The sequence below is a fragment of the Desulfomonile tiedjei DSM 6799 genome (assembly GCF_000266945.1).
Classification (GTDB): Bacteria; Desulfobacterota; Desulfomonilia; order Desulfomonilales; family Desulfomonilaceae; genus Desulfomonile; species Desulfomonile tiedjei.
Window position 1 is genome coordinate 4,577,569 of sequence record NC_018025.1, and the last position, 17,849, is coordinate 4,595,417.

Consider the following 17,849-nt stretch of genomic DNA (forward strand, 5'->3'; position numbering starts at 1 on the left):
CATGCTCCCGAATTTTGCATACGTACGTCCAGTTTCTGTCGAAGGCGCAGTGGATCATCTGCATTCCGAGAATTCCCGGGTTCATGCAGGCGGGACCGATCTCCTGGGGTGTCTGAGGGACAATATCTTTCCGGCTGACAAGCTGGTGAGTCTCAGTGCACTCAGCGACCTGCGCGGAATCCGTCGTGCTGCAGATGGTGGACTCCGAATAGGAGCGATGAACACCATCACCGAAATTGCCACAAACGAGTCGATCCAAGATCGGTACCGGGCATTAGCGATGGGCGCATCGGAAGTTGCCAGCCCTCAACTGCGGAATCAGGGAACCATTGGAGGCAATATCTGCCAAAAACCGCGCTGCTGGTACTATCGCGGTGAGTTTCACTGCCTGAGAAAAGGGGGGACAATCTGTTACGCGTTTGGCGGAGAAAACCAATTCCACTGTATTTTCGGCTCAGACGATCGTTGTGCGATCGTACATCCGTCGGATACCGCACCGGCGCTTGTAGCCTTTAATGCCCAGGTGCGCATCGCCGGACCTAAAGGGGACAGGTTGGTTCCTGCAGAGCAATTCTTTGTGCGACCTGCTGAAAACGTCGAGAAAGAAACTATACTGCAGCCCGATGAACTCGTTACGGAGATAATGCTTCCTCCGATCCCTCAGGGCACACGTAGCTCATACAGAAAAGTGCGAACGAGACGCTCCTGGGATTTCGCACTCGCCGGAGTCGCGCTCGCCATTGTCTTCAAAGGGGATACGGTGGAGTCCGCTCGAGTCGTGCTCAGTGGGGCGGCTCCTGTCCCATGGCGCTCGATGGAGGTTGAGAAAGCGATAATCGGCAAGAAACTGGATGCCGCTGTCGTAAGCAGTGCTGCAGAAGCAGCCGTGAAGCAGGCGCAACCGCTCTCGAAAAACAGGTACAAAATTCCTCTTTTCAAGGCGGTAATTCAGCAGGAACTCGAGAAGATTGCGCAGGTTTGATTCACAGCGAACGTGGGATGGTGGTGAGCAGACCTAACCGAGACTGTCCCAAAATTCTCGAATGCACAACAAATCGTGCCACGATTCTCATCCGAGTAGGGGCAGACCTGTGTGTCTGCCCTCATTTGGGCGGACTCGCAGATCCGCCCCTACAATAAGGCCGGAAAGCTGATGAGAACATCGTGCCACGATCTGGAATGAATTTCGACTTTTGAGACAGTTTCGAACCGCATCGTTCGCGAACCGCCGTGAATAATGCGGTTCCTGCTTGTCTCCGCATCCTACTCCGGTCCGTGGCAAGCCTTAATTTGCGGTGTCGCTGACCTGGTTTCGGGTCAGTGCCCGTATAAGGAATCCTCCGGTTTGGACGGAGGGATCAGGAGAAGAACCGGGAATATCATCAGAACAAACTATAATGTCCTGCGGAGAACACTCAGGTAAAATGGTACGGAAAATTTTGTCCTATTCGTATATCTTCCTCGTGTTCTCGCGGTGATCGACCATGTAGAGCATTTTTGCCTTGGATTTCAGTTCAGCTTCCAGCTCGGCCACTTTCTCCCGCTCCACATCAAATGCTCTTATATAAACGTTCCTGAATCCTTGGGGCGCTTTCTCGTACGAACTGAGAATGCTGCAGAGACGCGCACCGTACTTTCGTATGATATCAGTGACAACCTTGATGGAACCGGGGTGGTCCTCCAGAAGAAATCCGAATTGAAAGCCCCGATGACTCAAACCGCTCAATGCTATGAGGGCTTTGAATAGATCGCTTTTTGTGATGAGTCCCCGTATCTCGCCTTTTTCATCTATCACGGGACATCCTGAGATTTTGTTCGTCATCAGGATTTCCGCAGCTTCTTCAACAGTCCAGTTTAAAGGAACCGTTATGGGGTAGCGGCTCATAATTGCGCCGACTTCAACCCTGGATACATGATAGATGATCTGCTGAATGTCGAGGCGAGCCATATCCGAAGGAGATGCACGTTTCAGATCCCTATCGGTAACGATTCCCACCAGCTTGCCTTCTTCCAAAACGGGAAACATGCTGACGTGGTCTTCCATCATCAGATTGATAGCATGCTGAAGAGAATCTGTGACTTCAAGCGTGACAACTTTCTTAGTCATCCAGTCTTTGACCAGCATGGTAACTTCTCCTTGGCAGGAACTTCTTTGGACTATACTCCAAAAATTGCCCTACTAAACGAAAATTGTAGTGCCAGGCTAGAATTATCTGGTCTCCTCGAAATACTGCTGCTCCAATACCGGAGAGAGGCAGCCGGGAGGACGTCTTCTGCGAGCGGCTGCTTGGAGAACTTTCGTAACAAGCTCTTCGAAATCGCAGGGTTTTATGAGATAAGCGAATGCACCCAGATTAGTAACTTCAAGTGCTGCTTCGAAAGAGGGATGAGCGGTCAAGACTATAACCTGCGTTTGAGGCGAGATCTTCTTTATCTCTTTCAACACCTGTATTCCATCGAGTCCGGGCATTCGCACGTCCAGAATCACCACATCGAAATCCCGTGTTTCGGTTATTTCTGTAATGGCTTCCTCTCCTGATTTTGCAAGAGAAACGTCGATTCCTCTTCTCGAGAGACGCTTTTGCATAACGGAAAGAAATGCCTGCTCATCGTCCACAACGAGTAGCTTTGAATAACCCATGTAGATAATCCAATCCGTTATTGACACTTCACCCCGGAAACAGAATAAGCAAAGCATGTGCCAATGTTCATGATTTGGCAGCCCCTCAAAAAACCATGACTTTACGTTAGCTTATCTCGGCTTCATGTCAGGAGCTAATGTTTCTCTATGGTTCTTCGTCTGATAGTCTATTGTCGTTAACCCATACCGAAAATGGGCAAACGTACGCATTCGTCTAACACCAATTTGCATTCAAAATCCCCCCATTCCACCCCTTTGATAAAGTGGGGTTATAGGGGATTCTCGTCTAGCTTTGAACGCAAATCGGTATAAAATCCGCATTTCCGCATGTCATCGGTTGCTTTACAGGATGTAAAGGTTGCCGACAGTGTTCCGACTCAATGCGTTCGGGCCGAATCGTTTTGTGGTAAACTCTTCTGCACTGAATGAACGTTCAACTGTAAATCACATATAATCAGGAGCTTACATGTCGGGAATAGAGGTTCGCAAAGTGTCCGACAAAACTGATATGGATCAATTCATCAATCTTCCCTGGAGATTGTATGCCGGCGACACTGTCTGGGCACCGCCCCTCAAGAAGCAGGTCCGGCGGCTTTTGGACACCGCGATCCATCCATTTTGGCAGTTTTCGGAGCGTGAGCTGTTTGTGGCATTTCGAGGTGATAGGCCGGTAGGGCGAATCGCAGCAATCGTTGACTCCAATTACAATCGTTTTCACGAGGAAAAAATGGGGGCCTGGGGTTTTTTCGAATGCGAAAACGATGTGGAGGCTGCAAGCGCATTGTTCCGGGCCGTTGAAAGCTGGACATCCGAGAAGGGTATGACATTCGTACGAGGGCCTTTGAATCCTTCCACAAACTATGAAGTGGGGCTGCTCATAGAAGGATTCGAAACCACCCCTTCCATCATGATGCCGTACAATCCGCCTTACTATTTGCCCTTGATTGAATCATGCGGGTATCAAAAAGAAAAAGATCTCGTGGCAATACTGGTGGTTCCATCTGACAGAGCACGGGATCGAGTGGAGAGGCTCGCTGCCCGAGTAATGCGGAATCAAAATCTCAGAGTCCGTACAGCGGAGAAGAAGAATTTCAACTCAGAAATGGAAATTGTCAAAGAAATCTACAACGAGGCATGGAGCCGAAATTGGGGTTTCGTTCCCATGACTGAAGATGAAATGACCTTTATGGGCAAGGAACTTCTGAGTGTCATGGACCCGGATTTCATATTCTTTATTTACTATGAAGACCGACCGGCCGGCGTGTGCTTCATCTTGCCGGATATAACTCCTCTTCTGAAGCGGCTGAACGGAAAGATCGGCCTGAGCGGACTCCTGAAAATCCTGTTTTACAAACGTGAAATCACAGGATTGCGGGGTCTGGTCCTGGGATTCAAGAAGCAATATCAGAGACTCGGGCTACCACTGGTTGCCTTCAATCATATCAATCATGTTGCCAGAGCAAAAGGATACCAGTACCTGGAGCTAGGTTGGAATCTCGAAGACAATCACGACATCAATAAATTCGAAATAGAGGTCGGCGGAAGAATTCACCGGAAGTATCGAATGTTCAGGAAAGACCTTCCCACTCCGTCACGGTAAAAGTGATTAGAGCAAGTGAATAAGACAGCGTCCAATTGCGAAAAGCACTTCTCGGCAATTGGTAGGTGCCGTGCCTCCGTGCCGGCACATTTTTCTAATTACATATCAACGAGTTCGGGCCGGCAGAGACGCCAGCCCCTACCGGTCATTTAAGGCACAATGTGTTCAAAAGGTTAGATTATGTCATCGGTTCTAGTTACGGACCATTAACCGGAGTGCGCTGATTCCTTCTTTGGCTTTGAGATGCTTTACCAGATCGTCTGCCTGTTTTTCCGATGGGAAATTACCCAGGTATAAGCGGTAGATTATTCCCGTATTCGGTCTTGCCACCGGCCTGAGGATAACCTCATAGCCTCGAGTCTTCCACTTGTTTGCCCATTCCTGAGCAATTGATGGATGTGTGAACGCTCCAACTTGCACGGTGTACCGGCCTGGTGTCGAAACCAGCGGTAGCAGAGGCCGAAGATCCTCCGAACTGTTCAGCTTGGCTTGGGCCTTGTTTTTGGGATCTTCCCTTTTCTGAGGCATAACAGCGGAATCTCCGGTCTTGTGTCCTTGGAGTTCGGTCTCCTGGATTGTCGGAGAATCTTGAGCTGCCTTCTGTTCGTCCTGGGCCGTGAGCTGCTGATAAAAGGTGACCTCAGGAGGTTTGTGAGGGCCGTTGTTTGCCACAATTCCTTCTCCCGGCACACATCCTTGAATCGCACCGTGCTCATCCACCTGGAGAGATTCTTTGGGTTGAAAAGCTTTTCCGGAAATCGAGGGATCCGAAATCAAACGGTAATTGATGATTGCCAAAACTACGAGAGCCAAACCTGAAGCCAGAACCGCGACAGCAAGCCACCCGTTCTTGGGGCCTGAACGTTCATCCGAACGATGGATTTGAGCAGTGATGCCGGAACGTCTGAACTTCAGTTTGAACGAAGACCACCACCCGGAAAAGGAGATCTTTTTCCGGGCAGGTTTGGGATTGGCCAGCTTGATAGCCGCATTCCGCGCGGCCGCACTTATTTTCACCGACCCGGATCTTCGAGAAAATATTCTTGATAACAGTTTCACATGCGCTCCGGAGCAGTCACGCCAAGGATATCGAGCCCATTGGCAACCACCTGGCGAACCGCTTCCGCAAGGAACAGTCTTGCTTTCTTGAGATCCGAATCTTCGGTCAAGACTCGATTATCGTGATAGTAAGCGTGAAACATGTCTGCCAGTTCCATCAAATAGAACGTCACCCGGTGAGGTTCCAAAGCTTCTGCGGCTTCTCGCAACATATCCGGGAAGTCAGCCAGATGCTTCATCAACCTCTGTTCTTCAGGCAGTGCAAGCACGCTCAGATCCGGATCGGTCATATCCGTATCGATATTACGCTCCTGGCCGATTCTAAAGATGCTCGCGATACGTGCATGCATGTACTGCACGTAGTAAACCGGATTCTCCCGGGACTGCTTTTTTGCAAGATCGAGATCGAAATCCAGATGACTGTCAGAGCGTTTGGTCAGAAAGAAGAATCGCGCTGCGTCCGGCCCGACTTCATCCAGTACGTCACGTAACGTGATGAATTCGCCCGATCGGGTAGACATGGAGATCTTCTGCCCCTCTCTCACCAGATTCACAAACTGGACGAGCATAACCTTCAGTGAGTCCGGCGAATAACCGAGGGCTTCAACTGCAGCGCGTACCCGAGGCACGTATCCATGATGATCCGAGCCCCAGATGTCCACAAGCAACCCGTAGCCGCGTTGCAGTTTGTTCAGGTGATACGCTGCATCAGCCGCAAAATATGTCGGCTCGCCTGTGGCTCGTACCAGGACCCTGTCCTTCTCGTCCTGCTGCTCGTTCATGGCGAACCACACTGCTCCATCGTGCTCTTCTGCTTTGCCCTTTTCCTGGAGCTCACGAACGGTGGCAGTCACCATTCCGCTTTCGTGAAGTGTTCGTTCACTGAAATAGCCGTCGTATTCCACTCCGAAATAACGCAGGTCTTCTTGAATTCCGTCCAGAATGCGGCTGCAGGCATAACGGGAAGCTTTTTCCACTGCTTCATCTTCGGGCAATTCCAGTAATTCTGCCCCAAGCTGAGTGCCTTTCAGTTCTTTGGCCAATTCCAGAATATAATCTCCGCGATAATGATTCTCGGGAAATTCGATCTGTTCCCCCATCATTTGTTTGTACCGTACGTACAAAGACCGTCCGAGAATCCTCATCTGATTCCCGGCATCGTTCACATAGTATTCAGTGTGCAGATTGTATCCGTTCTTCCTGAGAAGTCGCGCCAGCGTATCACCCACTGCAGCGCCTCTGCCGTGACCCACATGTAAAGGACCGGTAGGGTTTGCACTGACGAATTCAAGGAGGACGCGTGGAGAATCAGGCTTCTCGGAAGCGCCGTAAACCTCCTTCTCCTCATGAATTGTTGCGAGTACTTTGTGCCACACTTCCGTAGCAAGGAAAAAATTGATGAACCCCGGTCCGGCGATTTCAGCTTTGGCCAACACGGAAGGGTCCATGTTCAGGTTTTGCACAACGATTTCCGCGAGCTGCCGAGGTTTGAGCTTCGCGGGTCCGGAAAGAACGAGCGCTATATTGGTAGCGTAATCACCAAAACGAGGATCTTTGGATCGTGAAACTTCTACAAGCACGGATTCAGGTTCCCGAATGTCCACCTGCCCTTCTGTGACGGCCTTTTTCAGAGCATCCAGGACCAGACTTCTTACCACTTCTTTCATAAAACGTTTACCTCTGGGGGGCTGTCAGCTTGAGAGCGATTCTGCAAACGGGGGAGAAATTGCACGTGCCCTTTTTACCCCCCTTTTATAAAGGGGGGTTGGGGGGATTTTTCCCATGAATAACTGATGGATACGCTCTCGCTTATTTTTCCTCTTCTTTTCGATCGGGCGGAACCTCAGGCAAGGTCACATCCCTGGTATATTCCGGACATCGCGTAGATGTTGCTCCATCCATGGAGAACTTTTTATTACAGGTTTGTCTCCAGGCGCATAGGACGCAAATGGTTCGTCCGTCTTCCATGGTGCCTCCATAAGCTGCAGAATGCATTAGCATTTCTGGTGCTTATAATCAAGTGCTTTCATATTGGTTGAGAAATGATTTCCGAGATTTGAGTTGTCTGCGTGAGATCACCTGTTGTCCCATCATAGGAATTATATCAAATGTGAGAATTTTTGTCCGATTGAGAAAAGCGCTTCTCGAAAATCGGCAGGCGCCGTGCCTCCGTGCCGGCACCCACCAATACTCTTTTTTCTGAGTCAGACATTAGCTTTGGCACTTACTATTTACTATAGAAGATCAGAAAAACGTACTTCCCGTCCTTGGCCCCATGGTGGGAACAAAGGCAAAAAAAAGGGGAGACACTCTGAGAGTGCTCCCCAGTCGAAAGGAATAGGAGAGTTCGGGTCAGATGACCGGTCTGGTTACCTCGAGCGCCAGCCTCTGAACTGGAGCGGTTTCTTATCACCCAGATCTATTTTGGTTCTTTTCAATGTGCCGTCACTCATCTGTACGATAACGTTCTCACCTCTGGAATCGATAACTGCCCTACTGGGGACACCCGGAGTAGGAGCTCCAGAAACGTACCCTGCCGGATTACTCGTACCTCCGGGCCCAGGTACGATCATCGTATCCTCCGTATCGAACGGATTGCTCTGCATTACTTCACACATGTAGTTGAAGGCGTAGAGTATACCCTGTCCGCCGGTACCGCACATGTCGAAAGGTGGAGTATACGTCGTAACGAATACGATTCCTCCTGCTATCAACGGTTTTCCAAGGACTCGTTCCCCCGGTTTATCGGAAGCAGGCAACCACTGCGTCTCGGTTATGGGGAAAATGCATCCATTATCGCCACTTTCGCATGGATGTCTGAAATCGTAAATACATTTGTAACACGATGTAGCACAGTCAGACTGACAGCAATCCGCATCTGTAGCATTCTTCATCCAGTTGCATGACGTGTTGAATGAGTCGATGCTATTTGGCAGTCCGCACTTGGGAGTAAATTTAACTCTGAAATTTGTCGAGTGCGTGGAGTCGTACACCATGTAAGAGCTTCCCGGATCGATTATAGGCAAACCATAGGTTAGTCCTCCGATTTCTTTCACGACGGGATCGCGTAGGTTATACAAAGCCATTCTCGTCGTATCCGCTTTATCGTCATCGGAACCTACGAGATCGTCATACTTGCCCGTACCGAAAATGACTCTCAAAGCCGGCATAGTACTGGATCCATCATATTCTTCGAAGCTCGCAGCAGGCGACACGGTGATCGGCTGCAAACCGGATCGGAAATAGTTTGTGTCCCGATCGTCTCTTGAAATCGGTTTTGTGGGCCAGACTTCCACTTCCACACCGAAATTGGAGTTCGCAGTTGCGGCATTCGGGAAAAACTCGTCGAGATTGAACTTCAATCCGTAGAAATATCCATTCATGTCTCCGACGTATACCCGGTCAATGTAGCCGTCATCTCCTATGGCATCGTTCTCCTGGTCCCAGACGTCCAGACAGAGAGGATCGGACATTGCGTAGGGAATCGTGTTTGTGCCGGCCGTTTTCACCGGAAACGTAGTCAAATTTTTGTTGTGGACAATGGGCCACACATATTCAAAAAGATTCTGTCCTGTTTCTATGTCCATCATCAGAAGGAACGGCCAGAAAAGCGCTAACTTGAATCGGGTATCTATAGCTGGATTCGTATCGAAAGTCTTGTCATAGATGTGAATTCCTCCACCCATGAAGACTACCGATCTCTTGTTGTTATCGGGATCGGAGGCCGTACTGAATTGAACAAAGCTGTTCGGCTGGCCGCCTCCCACCAAGGGATTAGGATCGCCAACGTAGAATTTGACCGAAGTCGGTATTTTCAGTCTACCAAGGTAAGGCTGAGACCATGTCATGGGAAGCAACTTGATGCTGTCGTATGCGTCACGGAATGGCACGTAGCATTTGTAGTCACCAAGAGTGGTACATTTCGAGGCACACCCTGCTTCGCAGTCTGGTTCGCAGACATTATCCCGGGTGTTTGCGCAATCGCTCTTACAAGCCTTTCGTTGCTTGCTGGTCGGAAGCGAGTTACATGGTACGATGCAAGTATTATATTCTTGCTCACATGTGTCCTGGCAATCACTCCTACACTGGTTCACACAGTTGGGATCTGTTGTACTGCTAGCTGCTTCCACGACCACACGATTCTTGAGAATTGAATATTCCCAAAGCACTTTGGGTCCCTTGGTCGAATCGGTTGGATCGGGTATAGGATTGGTAATATCTATGCCGAAATAGACGTCACCACCACCCCGCTCGCCGCCTACAATGACCGTTCGCCAGCATCGACCTTTGGCATCCGCTTCCGCTCCGCAGTACGGAGATTTGATGTATACCTCCCAGGATCGAGAAGAGAGGTCTACCATCGATCTATGTTTACAGCCGGTGGAGCCGTACGTCTCGTTTGCGAGGACTTTCAATTCTGTTAACAAATTGCTCGGGATATATGCCCAGAGCTCTTTTCCGATATCCGGGTCTTCACTACGGTCCACACGCCAATCGATTCCATCCGGGGTTGTGGACATAAGGAATGCATGGAGCATTCCATCATTTCCTCCCACGTATACAACTTTGGGCCGCGTTTTTTGATCGTCCCTATACTGAAGGAATTGCTTCACATTGGGATCGTGACGTGAGACATCTCCGAGCCTGGGAGGTCCGACTATTACCGGTGTAGAATAGACGATGTCACCGAGCTTCCAGACTTCAGTGCCGCCAACCCCAGGTGTCAGCGGATCGCGGTCGCGCAAACCCGTCAGATCCTCTCCTCGAACCCAGTTGATCAAATTGTCGCGATCCGTGTCAGTTGAAACGCCTAATTCCGTGCGACTGATGTAATCTTTATGAAAGAGTTTCTGGGTCTTCGTTGTCGGATCCCAGGTAAAGATGACTCTCTGTGATGGAGTCACGTGAATATTCTTCTCCAGAAAATAGCCGGAATCCCAGCAATGGCGTCCCGTACCCAAATCGGTACAGAGATCTTCATTGTCTCCAAAACGTTCAAAATCGTACACCGTTTCGCCATTGTCGTCGAACGGATAATAAGCCTCGAGGTGACCTCTCCACAAGAAAGTGTCGATGGTGTCCTGACTTACAACATTTGGGTCTTTCTTTAACGAATTCTCAACTACCCCTCGGACAATGATATCTGAAGATCGGACCTCCTGTGACACCGTCGCCACTGCACTTGCGGCTGAGGTTCGGGACGTAACTGCTGCCATGACTGCCAGGAGCGCTTCCTCAAGTTTTTTCCCGTCACTCGCTTCATAGTAATTGTCCGGAGTTCCTTTCTGGTCTCCAATTGCATCTCTGTCCCAGACCCTATCCCATTCCTTACAGCAATCATTATATGTTCCATTAGGATTGCATGAGGATCGAGGCCAGGTCATGCTCAAGCTGTTGGGAAAACCGCTTTCGGGGTAGGGAAAATTGGCGGATCCACAGTTCTCATCGGTGAATCCCCCGTACATAGCCACGGCTTTCATTGAATTTGTGCCCGCCACTGACTGGCTAAATGCGAAAATGGAATACACATCACAATTTTGCTTGCCAGGCAGGTCGGGAAAATTGCTGTCCGGCCGCAAATCCTGCACGTGTATAGCCTGAGCTCCCTTTATAGGATCTTGACCGGCATTCCATTCACCATCCGAGAGAAGCAAAACGAAACTCTTTCGACACGGAACAGCCCGCGCCGTCCCCGACGCGTCTGCTCCATAAAAAGGATCCTTGAGCGTTGCTTTGCCGAGGAATAATGAATTGTCCGCATTGTCGCTATTGCTATGTTGATTGTAATAGTCGTATGCCTCCAGCATTGCTTCACCGGTAGGAGTACCGGAGTAAGGGAAACATTTTGTGAAATCAAGACCGTCCGAGGACCAGTTGTCCACACCTTCAAGAGCATTGATAAGCTTGCTCATCTCGGTATTTTCGCATCCAATGAGCTGCTTTCCTTCGGTTTGTTTGGAAGTTCCGTTGTAATACATAAAGCCGAATCGCACGTACGACCAGGAACGCTGAATGACTCCTTTTCGGGTATCTTTTACGTTGCCTTCCGGTTCGAGCCTGACCCGGACTCTGGCCCAGGGAATGGCGCCTATCTTACTCTCCATAATCCCGTTGTTTGTAAATCCGCTCACTTGATAAGGTGTTATGTGAACGTTGGAGTACAGTGTATATGGTTTCTGGTAATCGACACCTAAACCGTCAGTTGCGTACGTAGCTCGAACGTAGTATGTTCCGGCATCAAGATAAGTCGATATGGTTGCCGGACTGCTATTATCATCGTACGCGACACGATTCGTATTGTTATTCCCCTGATGAGCAATCGGCTGGGTATAGATGGCTATATAATCGTTTCCCGGCCACGTTCCGTTCAAGTTCATTTCCACTTTTGTTCGTTTGGTCAGAGTGAATGTCCATTCTTCAAAATACTTATTATAGTAGACGGGACTGGTTGTGCTTAGCCTGCCGGAGTATTTTCCGCTTACAGATATGACAACATCGCGATGATGATTTTCCTCATCATAGTAATATGAACCTCTATCGTAGTCATCGGGATAAGCGGGATTGTTGGGATATGCAGTGGTGGCCTCTATGCTCGTCGGTCTGACGTAAAATTCGGCTTGCAGGCTATGTGTGGCCGCTGCATCAGTATCTTTGAGTAGACGCCTGGAACCCTGGGATCGAAGATAACAGTAATTGTCTCCGCTCGGGCATATTGCCTTGCCGCCAATGAGTGCTTTAAGCGCAGCGTCTATTCGAGTGGTTGAAACGAAGTTCAGGACGTTCCCACTTACTCCCGGAATGGTGCCCGAGGCATCCGGGACAAGCGATCCGTAGACTCTCTTGATCGCGTATCCTGCCGCTTTGTCAGCCTTACCATTCCAGGGCTTCGCAATCTTGAACCGATCTCCACTCACACTCGTTACGGGAAAGGCATTTCCGTTGAGGGTTTTATGGCTGGTCAGATCGTAAAGAGCCACTAAGTCGCCTACCTGGAAATTATGCCCCGCAGCCGTGAATTCAATGGAGGTGCCACCACCGCCATCCTGGGATTCGGCACTAAAAACGTACTGATTGACAGGTTGCGGCGATGCCACGCGAAAATATTCGGTGCTGTTGGAAGCATTTGTTTCGTATACGTAATACCTGTCGGATTCAAACGTTCCATAATACGAATACGTGGGATCGTATGTCTTGTATACGTTCGTGTCATGGCAGTCGGCGACGTCAGAACCATAATAGTTGCCGAAGTGATCGTCAAAATATGCCGGGAACTGCATGCTTCCGGAATAGTCCATGACGATAAGGACATTAGGCCTCGTAGCGCTGCCTATGACAGGAGGCATGTTGCACGGCTGATAGACACCGCCCCACGAACTGACCTGAATACATGCCAGCAGGATGCAAACGGCTGACAGTACAAACAATGCTTTTCCGGTGAAGTTGGCAGCTTTACGCATTTTTATTCTCCTTCGCGGGAAGTACGAGAATGATCACTTCATTTCCCTTGCGACAGATATAAATCTTAGAAAATTGCTGTATTTCGCTCAGAAGCAGATCTTTATTTTCAGAATTCTTTATTGCCAGTTGCTTTCCATTCAGATCGAGTACATCGGGTTCTTTTTTTAGAGTGAAGAGAGAGAGGGAATTTGACTCAATCTTGATTACCTGAACCGGTCCCACTATGCCGTACCCCTTTTTCGACAGAAGTGCCAGTGTGGTCATGAATAGTGGCGGTACCTTAGAAATCTCTGGAGGTTTCGGAGGCGTACGTTCGCCAGGGCCGGGTTCACTATCCAGCAGCGGACTCGCTGCCCCTGAGAAAGTCACCAAGAACCAAAGAGCAAGAAAAATAGTGAGCCAGACCCTCACAAACGTGGAGATTCGCAGCGCCTTTATTCCCTTCATTGTTTCCTCCTGTCGAAATCGCTCGGCGCGAAGTATTTCTGCAAAAAATCGGATTGGCGGGTACCGTCCGGGATAACCGCGTGTGACCCCACACATCACTCCAAAAAATCTTCCGGTAAGCTGTAGTTTCGCTGAGAACGCGTAGTTGGATCGAATACTTTCACAGAACAGCCCCTCAGATACCGTCTGCAGGCATCCCATATCGTTGTCCATGCAAGGCGGCATACATTCCTTCCAGTCGATCCTGACGGGTCGGCACGCGCTTACTGCAGCAAAATATATGCCATCAATAACGAGAGACTCGTATTAGCGGCTCTACATACAGATTTTCTCAATAACTGACGATAGGATGGGGGAGTTCCCCAAAAATAGCCTATTAAATTTCTTGCATAGCCCCAAAGTAATTACCTGTAATCACGTGAATAATTTTTATGTCTATAAATTGGTCGTATGTCCAGACAGTTTACACTTCTCCGGTCACCGGAATCCAAGTCACTGATCTCCGATGGAGCGATTGCTAAAAATTCTGACGTTTATCCCACGCTCGAATACAAGATATTAGTGGAGACCGGCGTCCCTGCCGGTCTATTCTATCGATATCATTGATCACATTGAAGATGTGCCGGCACGGAGGCCGGCACCCACCAATATGCCTATCCTCAATCGGACATTAATTTTGACAATTCCCACAATCATCAGGCACAGAACAAACTTCGATCTACAACGCACGAGCGCGACCCATGCACAAAATGGAGGTTTCTCTATTTGTCGTTTACAAATTCAACTTGAGGAACGAGGCCAAATTCTGTCTTGAATTTCCGAGAGAAAGCTTTTTTCTGATGTTCTTGCGATGAACAAGGACTGTCTGTGGCGATATGGACATAACTTTGGCTATTTGTTTGGAGGACAGCCCCGAACGAATCATCTCGCAGATGCGAATTTCCCTGGGAGTCAGCACATGACCGTCCTTTACCATGTTGAAACCAAAAGAGGAGAACATATTTGTGAGGTTGAATTCCAAAGATTTTATGAGGAAATGTACCGTGTCCGGAACATTTTGTGATTTCAACTGATCCAGTATCGGGCTTATGGTCAAATTCAGATTGTGGGAGATTTTCTTCTCCACTTCCCGCTTCTGTTCCTCGATTCCCTCAATAATAATCTTCAGGGCTTCATTCGTCTTCTCAAGACTTTCCGAATAACGTTTCAGTTCGGCCCTTGAATTTTCCAGGTCTATCGTTCTTTCCTCAACTTTGGCGGCAAGGGAAGAGGAATACTCGGCCAATGCCTCGTGACTGGCTCTCAGAGAGAGTTCGGTAGCTTTTATCGCTGTTATGTCTTGAACAGTGGTGATTATGCCGATTACTTCACCTGTCTCACTTTTCAGAACATTATTGTGCATCAGACAAGGAAATAGCGTGCCGTCCTTCCGTCGATTCCAGCATTCGCCTCCAGTGCACTCTTTTGTGGTCAACTCATTCAGCATTTCAGCAATATTGGGAAATTCATCGGGCGAGTTCAGTGACTCCAGGCTCCTGTTCATGAGTTCTTCACACGTATACCCATGCACTTCGGCAAAAGCTTTGTTCGCGAAGACAATCGTGTGATCCAACTTCAGGAAAGCTATCCCTTCCGAACTCTGCTGAACCATTTCGGAAAGCAATCGCAAATGCTTCTCATTCCGGAGTCGCTCGGAAATATCGCGAAAAACGACAACCAAACCGATTATGCGGTTTTCCATATTCCGGATAGGAGCCACCCTGACCTCCAGGGGAATCGTGCTGCCATTCCGGGCATTGAGAGTAACATTCTCCAGGCACACAGCCGAACTTCGCTTCTGAAACGATTCCAGGGAAAGATCGTCCATCGATTCCTTTGTAGTCCCGCCCGCCAGGGACAGAACAGTCCCAAGTGCTCTTCCCGTGGCCTCGCAACATGTCCATCCAGTCAGAGATTCGGCGACAGCGTTCATAAATCTGATGGAGCCCTTCTGGTCGGTCGCGATAAGAGCATCAGCTATACTGCTGAGCGTCACTGAAAGCCATTCTTCGCTCTCCATCAACTTGCGTTGATAATCATATTTGCAGAGCGCCATTTCTATGGTGGAATTGAGTTCCACATCGCGGAATGGTTTCGTGAGATATCCGAAGGGTTCTGTGATTTTTGCGCGCTCGAGTATTGTGTTGTCCGCGTACGCCGTCAGATATACTATGGGGATTCTTAGAGTGGAGTTGATCTGGTGTGCGGCTTCTATGCCGTCCATGGAGCCCTGCAATACGACGTCCATGAGAACGAGGTCCGGCCTCAACAATTGCGCCATGGCTACAGCATCTTCCCCGGTAGCTGCAATTGCGCACACTTCATAACCGAAATCCTGCAGGCTCATCTGAATGTCTTCAGCAATTATGCCTTCATCTTCGACGAGCAAAATACGAGCCCTTTGCATTGAAGCGCCCCCTCATCTTGTCAGATGAATCATCAAAATTTTACGACAATGAGTATGAACAATACAAGACGCAATACAAGAAGTAAGTCGTCAGTCCGAGATTCCTTTGTGGATGTGCACAGTACTATGAAGAATGTATTGAAGCATAGTCATTCACATTGTGGGATAATTTCATCCGCTTGTTTCGGAATTATCCCTTAGCACCAGGAATTGCTTAAATCCTTGAAATTGGTCGGTACGAATGAGGTAATTTTCTCGAGTTATTCAGGGGATTTTCAAATCGATTGGTCCGGTTGGTTTTTCTGAATCTTTCGGTAAGATTCTGACAGATCTTGTACGGGACCTTACTCAAGGAAGGTCCCGTATTGTTCAAAAGGCTACATATTTCCTTCGAGCTTAAGGTAGCGGACGTCAACCCAGCCGGCTTTGCCTCCGGGAGTAACGATCCTGAACCAGACCTGTTCGTTTGAGGCGCGTTTTTCCGTGACTTTGACTTCCTGTCCTACGGAAAGCTGATCTATGATCGGCGAATCTGCTTGAGGCTGTTTTCGAACGCGAAGACTATCCGTAGTTGCACGTCCTGTTCGCGACAAGCGCATGGAATAGACCTTGGTGTCTTCAGTCTTCTCAGGAGCCGGCTCGAGCGGTTTTGGTGCTGAGTATGCTCTTGCTTCGTTGGCAAATCGGTCTTTTGGGGCCAGCGCGGCAGAGGGTCCCCTCATGCTCATCAATGGGTCTTTTTCCGCATTTGCCGAGGCCATCTTCGTAGTTCCGCTGGCCTCCATGTATTTTATGAGCGCGTACTGGTCCGCAGTCTGGGCACGCAGGGATTTGAAATTGGACTCGACTTCGTGGCGAAGCTTCGCGACCGATCTTCTCAGATCTTCCAGGGCTTGCGCTTCCTGCTCATGCTTCAGCAACAGTCCCGACAGAGAAGCAAATTGGTCGTGGACAGATGCAGACACGCGCACAAAATGGATCTGGACCAATGCAACGGCTACGATCAATCCAATGAAGATCCAAGAGAAGTAACGGAACGGAAAAAGCACCTGCTCGTTGTCTTCCAGGAGAAATGAGGCGGTGAATTTTTTTCGTACCCAGTAATACCAGAGGAGCAAAAAGGCTGCTACCACGGCTATCTGTAATGTGATGATGAGGTATTCGACGATCATGGGGACCTCCGGTGAGGTAGTTACGGAGCAAATAGCATTGGTTCCAACTAAATGCAAGCCATATATAAAGTAAATTCTTTAAAAGATATTATTAATCGCAATAAAAAAAGAGAATAGCCTCATTAATTTCTCCCCCGTGCCTGGAATTCTCCTTTCCGGTGACAATCGGCGGTATTGCTCGAGGGTCATCCTGATGATAAAAGAGTAGTTCTTTCCATTGAGAAGGACGGAATAGATGTGTCAGCTCGAAAAGGGACTTGACAGAACAACACGGATCTGCTCAAATGATCGTTTTAGAGCATTTACTAGAAGTCTGAGGAATTACCGTGAAAAGAACATATCAACCGAGCAATCTCTCGCGCAAAAGAACTCACGGTTTCCGCATTCGGATGAGGACAAAAGGTGGTAGACTCGTCCTCCAGCGGAGAAGGGCAAAAGGACGCAAGCGCCTGTCGGTCTGAGGCACGCACTTTCAGGCTGACCAGAGAGGACAGGATTCGGCGACCCTCCGAGTACAGGAGGATCATAAAAGAAGGTGTCCGCTACCGAACCCCGCATTTTTTCATCCGGATGCTTGAGAATCCGCAGGGCCTGCAAAGGCTGGGGATCGCAGTCGGCAGGAAAGTTGGCAAGGCTTGCGCGCGAAATCGGATCAAAAGGAGGCTCCGAGAGTACTTCAGACTGAATCGGGACAAAATTCCCCCCGGGACAGATGTGGTATTCAACCCTTTGGTAGGAGCTTCCGTCTTGGATACAAAGCAGCTTTTCGAAGAGTTGGACCGTTTTTTCGGAACCAATTGCTGAATTCCGGGAAATATGTGGCTGGTGGATTAATCCGTTGCTACCAGATCTTCATTTCTCCTGTATTCCCTTCTGCTTGCCGCTTTTATCCCACCTGTTCCGAGTACGCCCGAGAAGCCGTGCTGACGCATGGTGTTGTCAAAGGAACTTGGCTAGCCGTTAAGAGACTGGCTCGCTGTAGGCCTTTCGGGCCAGGTGGATTCGACCCGGTCCCCTGAGCACACA

The 17,849-nt window shown here is 49.1% G+C and carries 14 protein-coding genes; 5 read left to right on the forward strand and 9 right to left on the reverse strand.

Annotation, left to right across the window (positions count from 1 at the left end):
• The first annotated feature begins 1 nt into the window (after position 1).
• Positions 2-982 carry an FAD binding domain-containing protein gene (locus DESTI_RS19495; RefSeq protein ID WP_014811691.1) on the forward strand — a complete coding sequence of 327 codons (981 nt, stop codon included), beginning with the start codon at positions 2-4 and terminating at the stop codon, positions 980-982.
• 462 nt (positions 983-1,444) lie between these two features.
• Here the strand turns inward: DESTI_RS19495 and DESTI_RS19500 are convergent, their stop codons facing one another.
• On the reverse strand, positions 1,445-2,125 hold the full coding sequence (locus DESTI_RS19500) for a CBS and ACT domain-containing protein (protein WP_014811692.1): 681 nt from the start codon (positions 2,123-2,125) through the stop codon (positions 1,445-1,447).
• Positions 2,126-2,209: 84 nt separating this feature from the next.
• Positions 2,210-2,641 carry a response regulator gene (locus DESTI_RS19505; protein WP_014811693.1) on the reverse strand — a complete coding sequence of 144 codons (432 nt, stop codon included), beginning with the start codon at positions 2,639-2,641 and terminating at the stop codon, positions 2,210-2,212.
• Between the two features lie 466 nt (positions 2,642-3,107).
• On the opposite strand from DESTI_RS19505, the gene DESTI_RS19510 reads away from it, so the two are divergent.
• Positions 3,108-4,241, forward strand: a complete 1,134-nt coding sequence (locus DESTI_RS19510; RefSeq protein WP_014811694.1) for a hypothetical protein — start codon at positions 3,108-3,110, stop codon at positions 4,239-4,241.
• 192 nt (positions 4,242-4,433) lie between these two features.
• Here DESTI_RS19510 and DESTI_RS19515 read toward each other — a convergent pair whose 3' ends face one another.
• The 7 genes from DESTI_RS19515 to DESTI_RS19540 all read right to left on the reverse strand — a co-directional run bounded on the left by DESTI_RS19515 (position 4,434) and on the right by DESTI_RS19540 (position 16,823).
• The gene (locus DESTI_RS19515) at positions 4,434-5,258 is read right to left on the reverse strand and encodes an SPOR domain-containing protein (protein ID WP_157212214.1); all 825 of its coding nucleotides are present in this window, start codon (positions 5,256-5,258) and stop codon (positions 4,434-4,436) included.
• Positions 5,259-5,296: 38 nt separating this feature from the next.
• Positions 5,297-6,967: an arginine--tRNA ligase gene (gene argS, locus DESTI_RS19520; protein WP_014811696.1), complete on the reverse strand. Its 1,671-nt coding sequence runs from the start codon at positions 6,965-6,967 to the stop codon at positions 5,297-5,299.
• A 142-nt stretch (positions 6,968-7,109) separates the two neighbouring features.
• Entirely contained in the window at positions 7,110-7,268 is a 159-nt protein-coding gene (locus tag DESTI_RS31110) for a hypothetical protein (protein ID WP_014811697.1), read from the reverse strand.
• Positions 7,269-7,669: 401 nt separating this feature from the next.
• Positions 7,670-12,757, reverse strand: a complete 5,088-nt coding sequence (locus DESTI_RS19525; RefSeq protein ID WP_014811698.1) for a pilus assembly protein — start codon at positions 12,755-12,757, stop codon at positions 7,670-7,672.
• The gene (locus DESTI_RS19530) at positions 12,750-13,205 is read right to left on the reverse strand and encodes a hypothetical protein (protein WP_014811699.1); all 456 of its coding nucleotides are present in this window, start codon (positions 13,203-13,205) and stop codon (positions 12,750-12,752) included. The genes DESTI_RS19525 and DESTI_RS19530 overlap by 8 nt, the downstream gene beginning before the upstream one ends.
• A gap of 772 nt (positions 13,206-13,977) precedes the next feature.
• Positions 13,978-15,651, reverse strand: coding sequence for a PAS domain S-box protein (locus DESTI_RS29165; RefSeq protein WP_014811700.1), 1,674 nt, complete (start codon positions 15,649-15,651; stop codon positions 13,978-13,980).
• A gap of 377 nt (positions 15,652-16,028) precedes the next feature.
• Positions 16,029-16,823: an SH3 domain-containing protein gene (locus DESTI_RS19540; RefSeq protein ID WP_014811701.1), complete on the reverse strand. Its 795-nt coding sequence runs from the start codon at positions 16,821-16,823 to the stop codon at positions 16,029-16,031.
• Positions 16,824-17,149: 326 nt separating this feature from the next.
• Between DESTI_RS19540 and rpmH the strand changes: the two genes are divergently transcribed.
• Genes rpmH through yidD form a run of 3 tightly spaced genes read left to right on the forward strand, consistent with a single transcriptional unit; the run spans position 17,150 to position 17,842 of the window.
• Positions 17,150-17,284: a 50S ribosomal protein L34 gene (rpmH, locus tag DESTI_RS30180; RefSeq protein ID WP_014811702.1), complete on the forward strand. Its 135-nt coding sequence runs from the start codon at positions 17,150-17,152 to the stop codon at positions 17,282-17,284.
• A complete protein-coding gene (gene rnpA / locus DESTI_RS31820) occupies positions 17,226-17,627 on the forward strand; it encodes a ribonuclease P protein component (RefSeq protein WP_014811703.1) in 402 nt (133 codons plus the stop codon). Before rpmH ends, rnpA begins: the two co-directional genes overlap by 59 nt.
• Before the next feature lie 14 nt (positions 17,628-17,641).
• On the forward strand, positions 17,642-17,842 hold the full coding sequence (gene yidD, locus DESTI_RS30185; RefSeq protein WP_157212215.1) for a membrane protein insertion efficiency factor YidD: 201 nt from the start codon (positions 17,642-17,644) through the stop codon (positions 17,840-17,842).
• The last annotated feature ends 7 nt before the right edge of the window (positions 17,843-17,849 follow it).

Coding starts and splice junctions, on each gene's coding strand:
- DESTI_RS19540 (WP_014811701.1), bottom strand. CDS start 16,823: ATGATCGTCGAATACCTCATCATCACATTACAGATAGCCGTGGTAGCA.
- DESTI_RS19525 (WP_014811698.1), bottom strand. CDS start 12,757: ATGCGTAAAGCTGCCAACTTCACCGGAAAAGCATTGTTTGTACTGTCA.
- DESTI_RS31110 (WP_014811697.1), bottom strand. CDS start 7,268: ATGGAAGACGGACGAACCATTTGCGTCCTATGCGCCTGGAGACAAACC.
- DESTI_RS19530 (WP_014811699.1), bottom strand. CDS start 13,205: ATGAAGGGAATAAAGGCGCTGCGAATCTCCACGTTTGTGAGGGTCTGG.
- argS (WP_014811696.1), bottom strand. CDS start 6,967: ATGAAAGAAGTGGTAAGAAGTCTGGTCCTGGATGCTCTGAAAAAGGCC.
- DESTI_RS19500 (WP_014811692.1), bottom strand. CDS start 2,125: ATGCTGGTCAAAGACTGGATGACTAAGAAAGTTGTCACGCTTGAAGTC.
- DESTI_RS29165 (WP_014811700.1), bottom strand. CDS start 15,651: ATGCAAAGGGCTCGTATTTTGCTCGTCGAAGATGAAGGCATAATTGCT.
- DESTI_RS19510 (WP_014811694.1), top strand. CDS start 3,108: ATGTCGGGAATAGAGGTTCGCAAAGTGTCCGACAAAACTGATATGGAT.
- DESTI_RS19505 (WP_014811693.1), bottom strand. CDS start 2,641: ATGGGTTATTCAAAGCTACTCGTTGTGGACGATGAGCAGGCATTTCTT.
- DESTI_RS19495 (WP_014811691.1), top strand. CDS start 2: ATGCTCCCGAATTTTGCATACGTACGTCCAGTTTCTGTCGAAGGCGCA.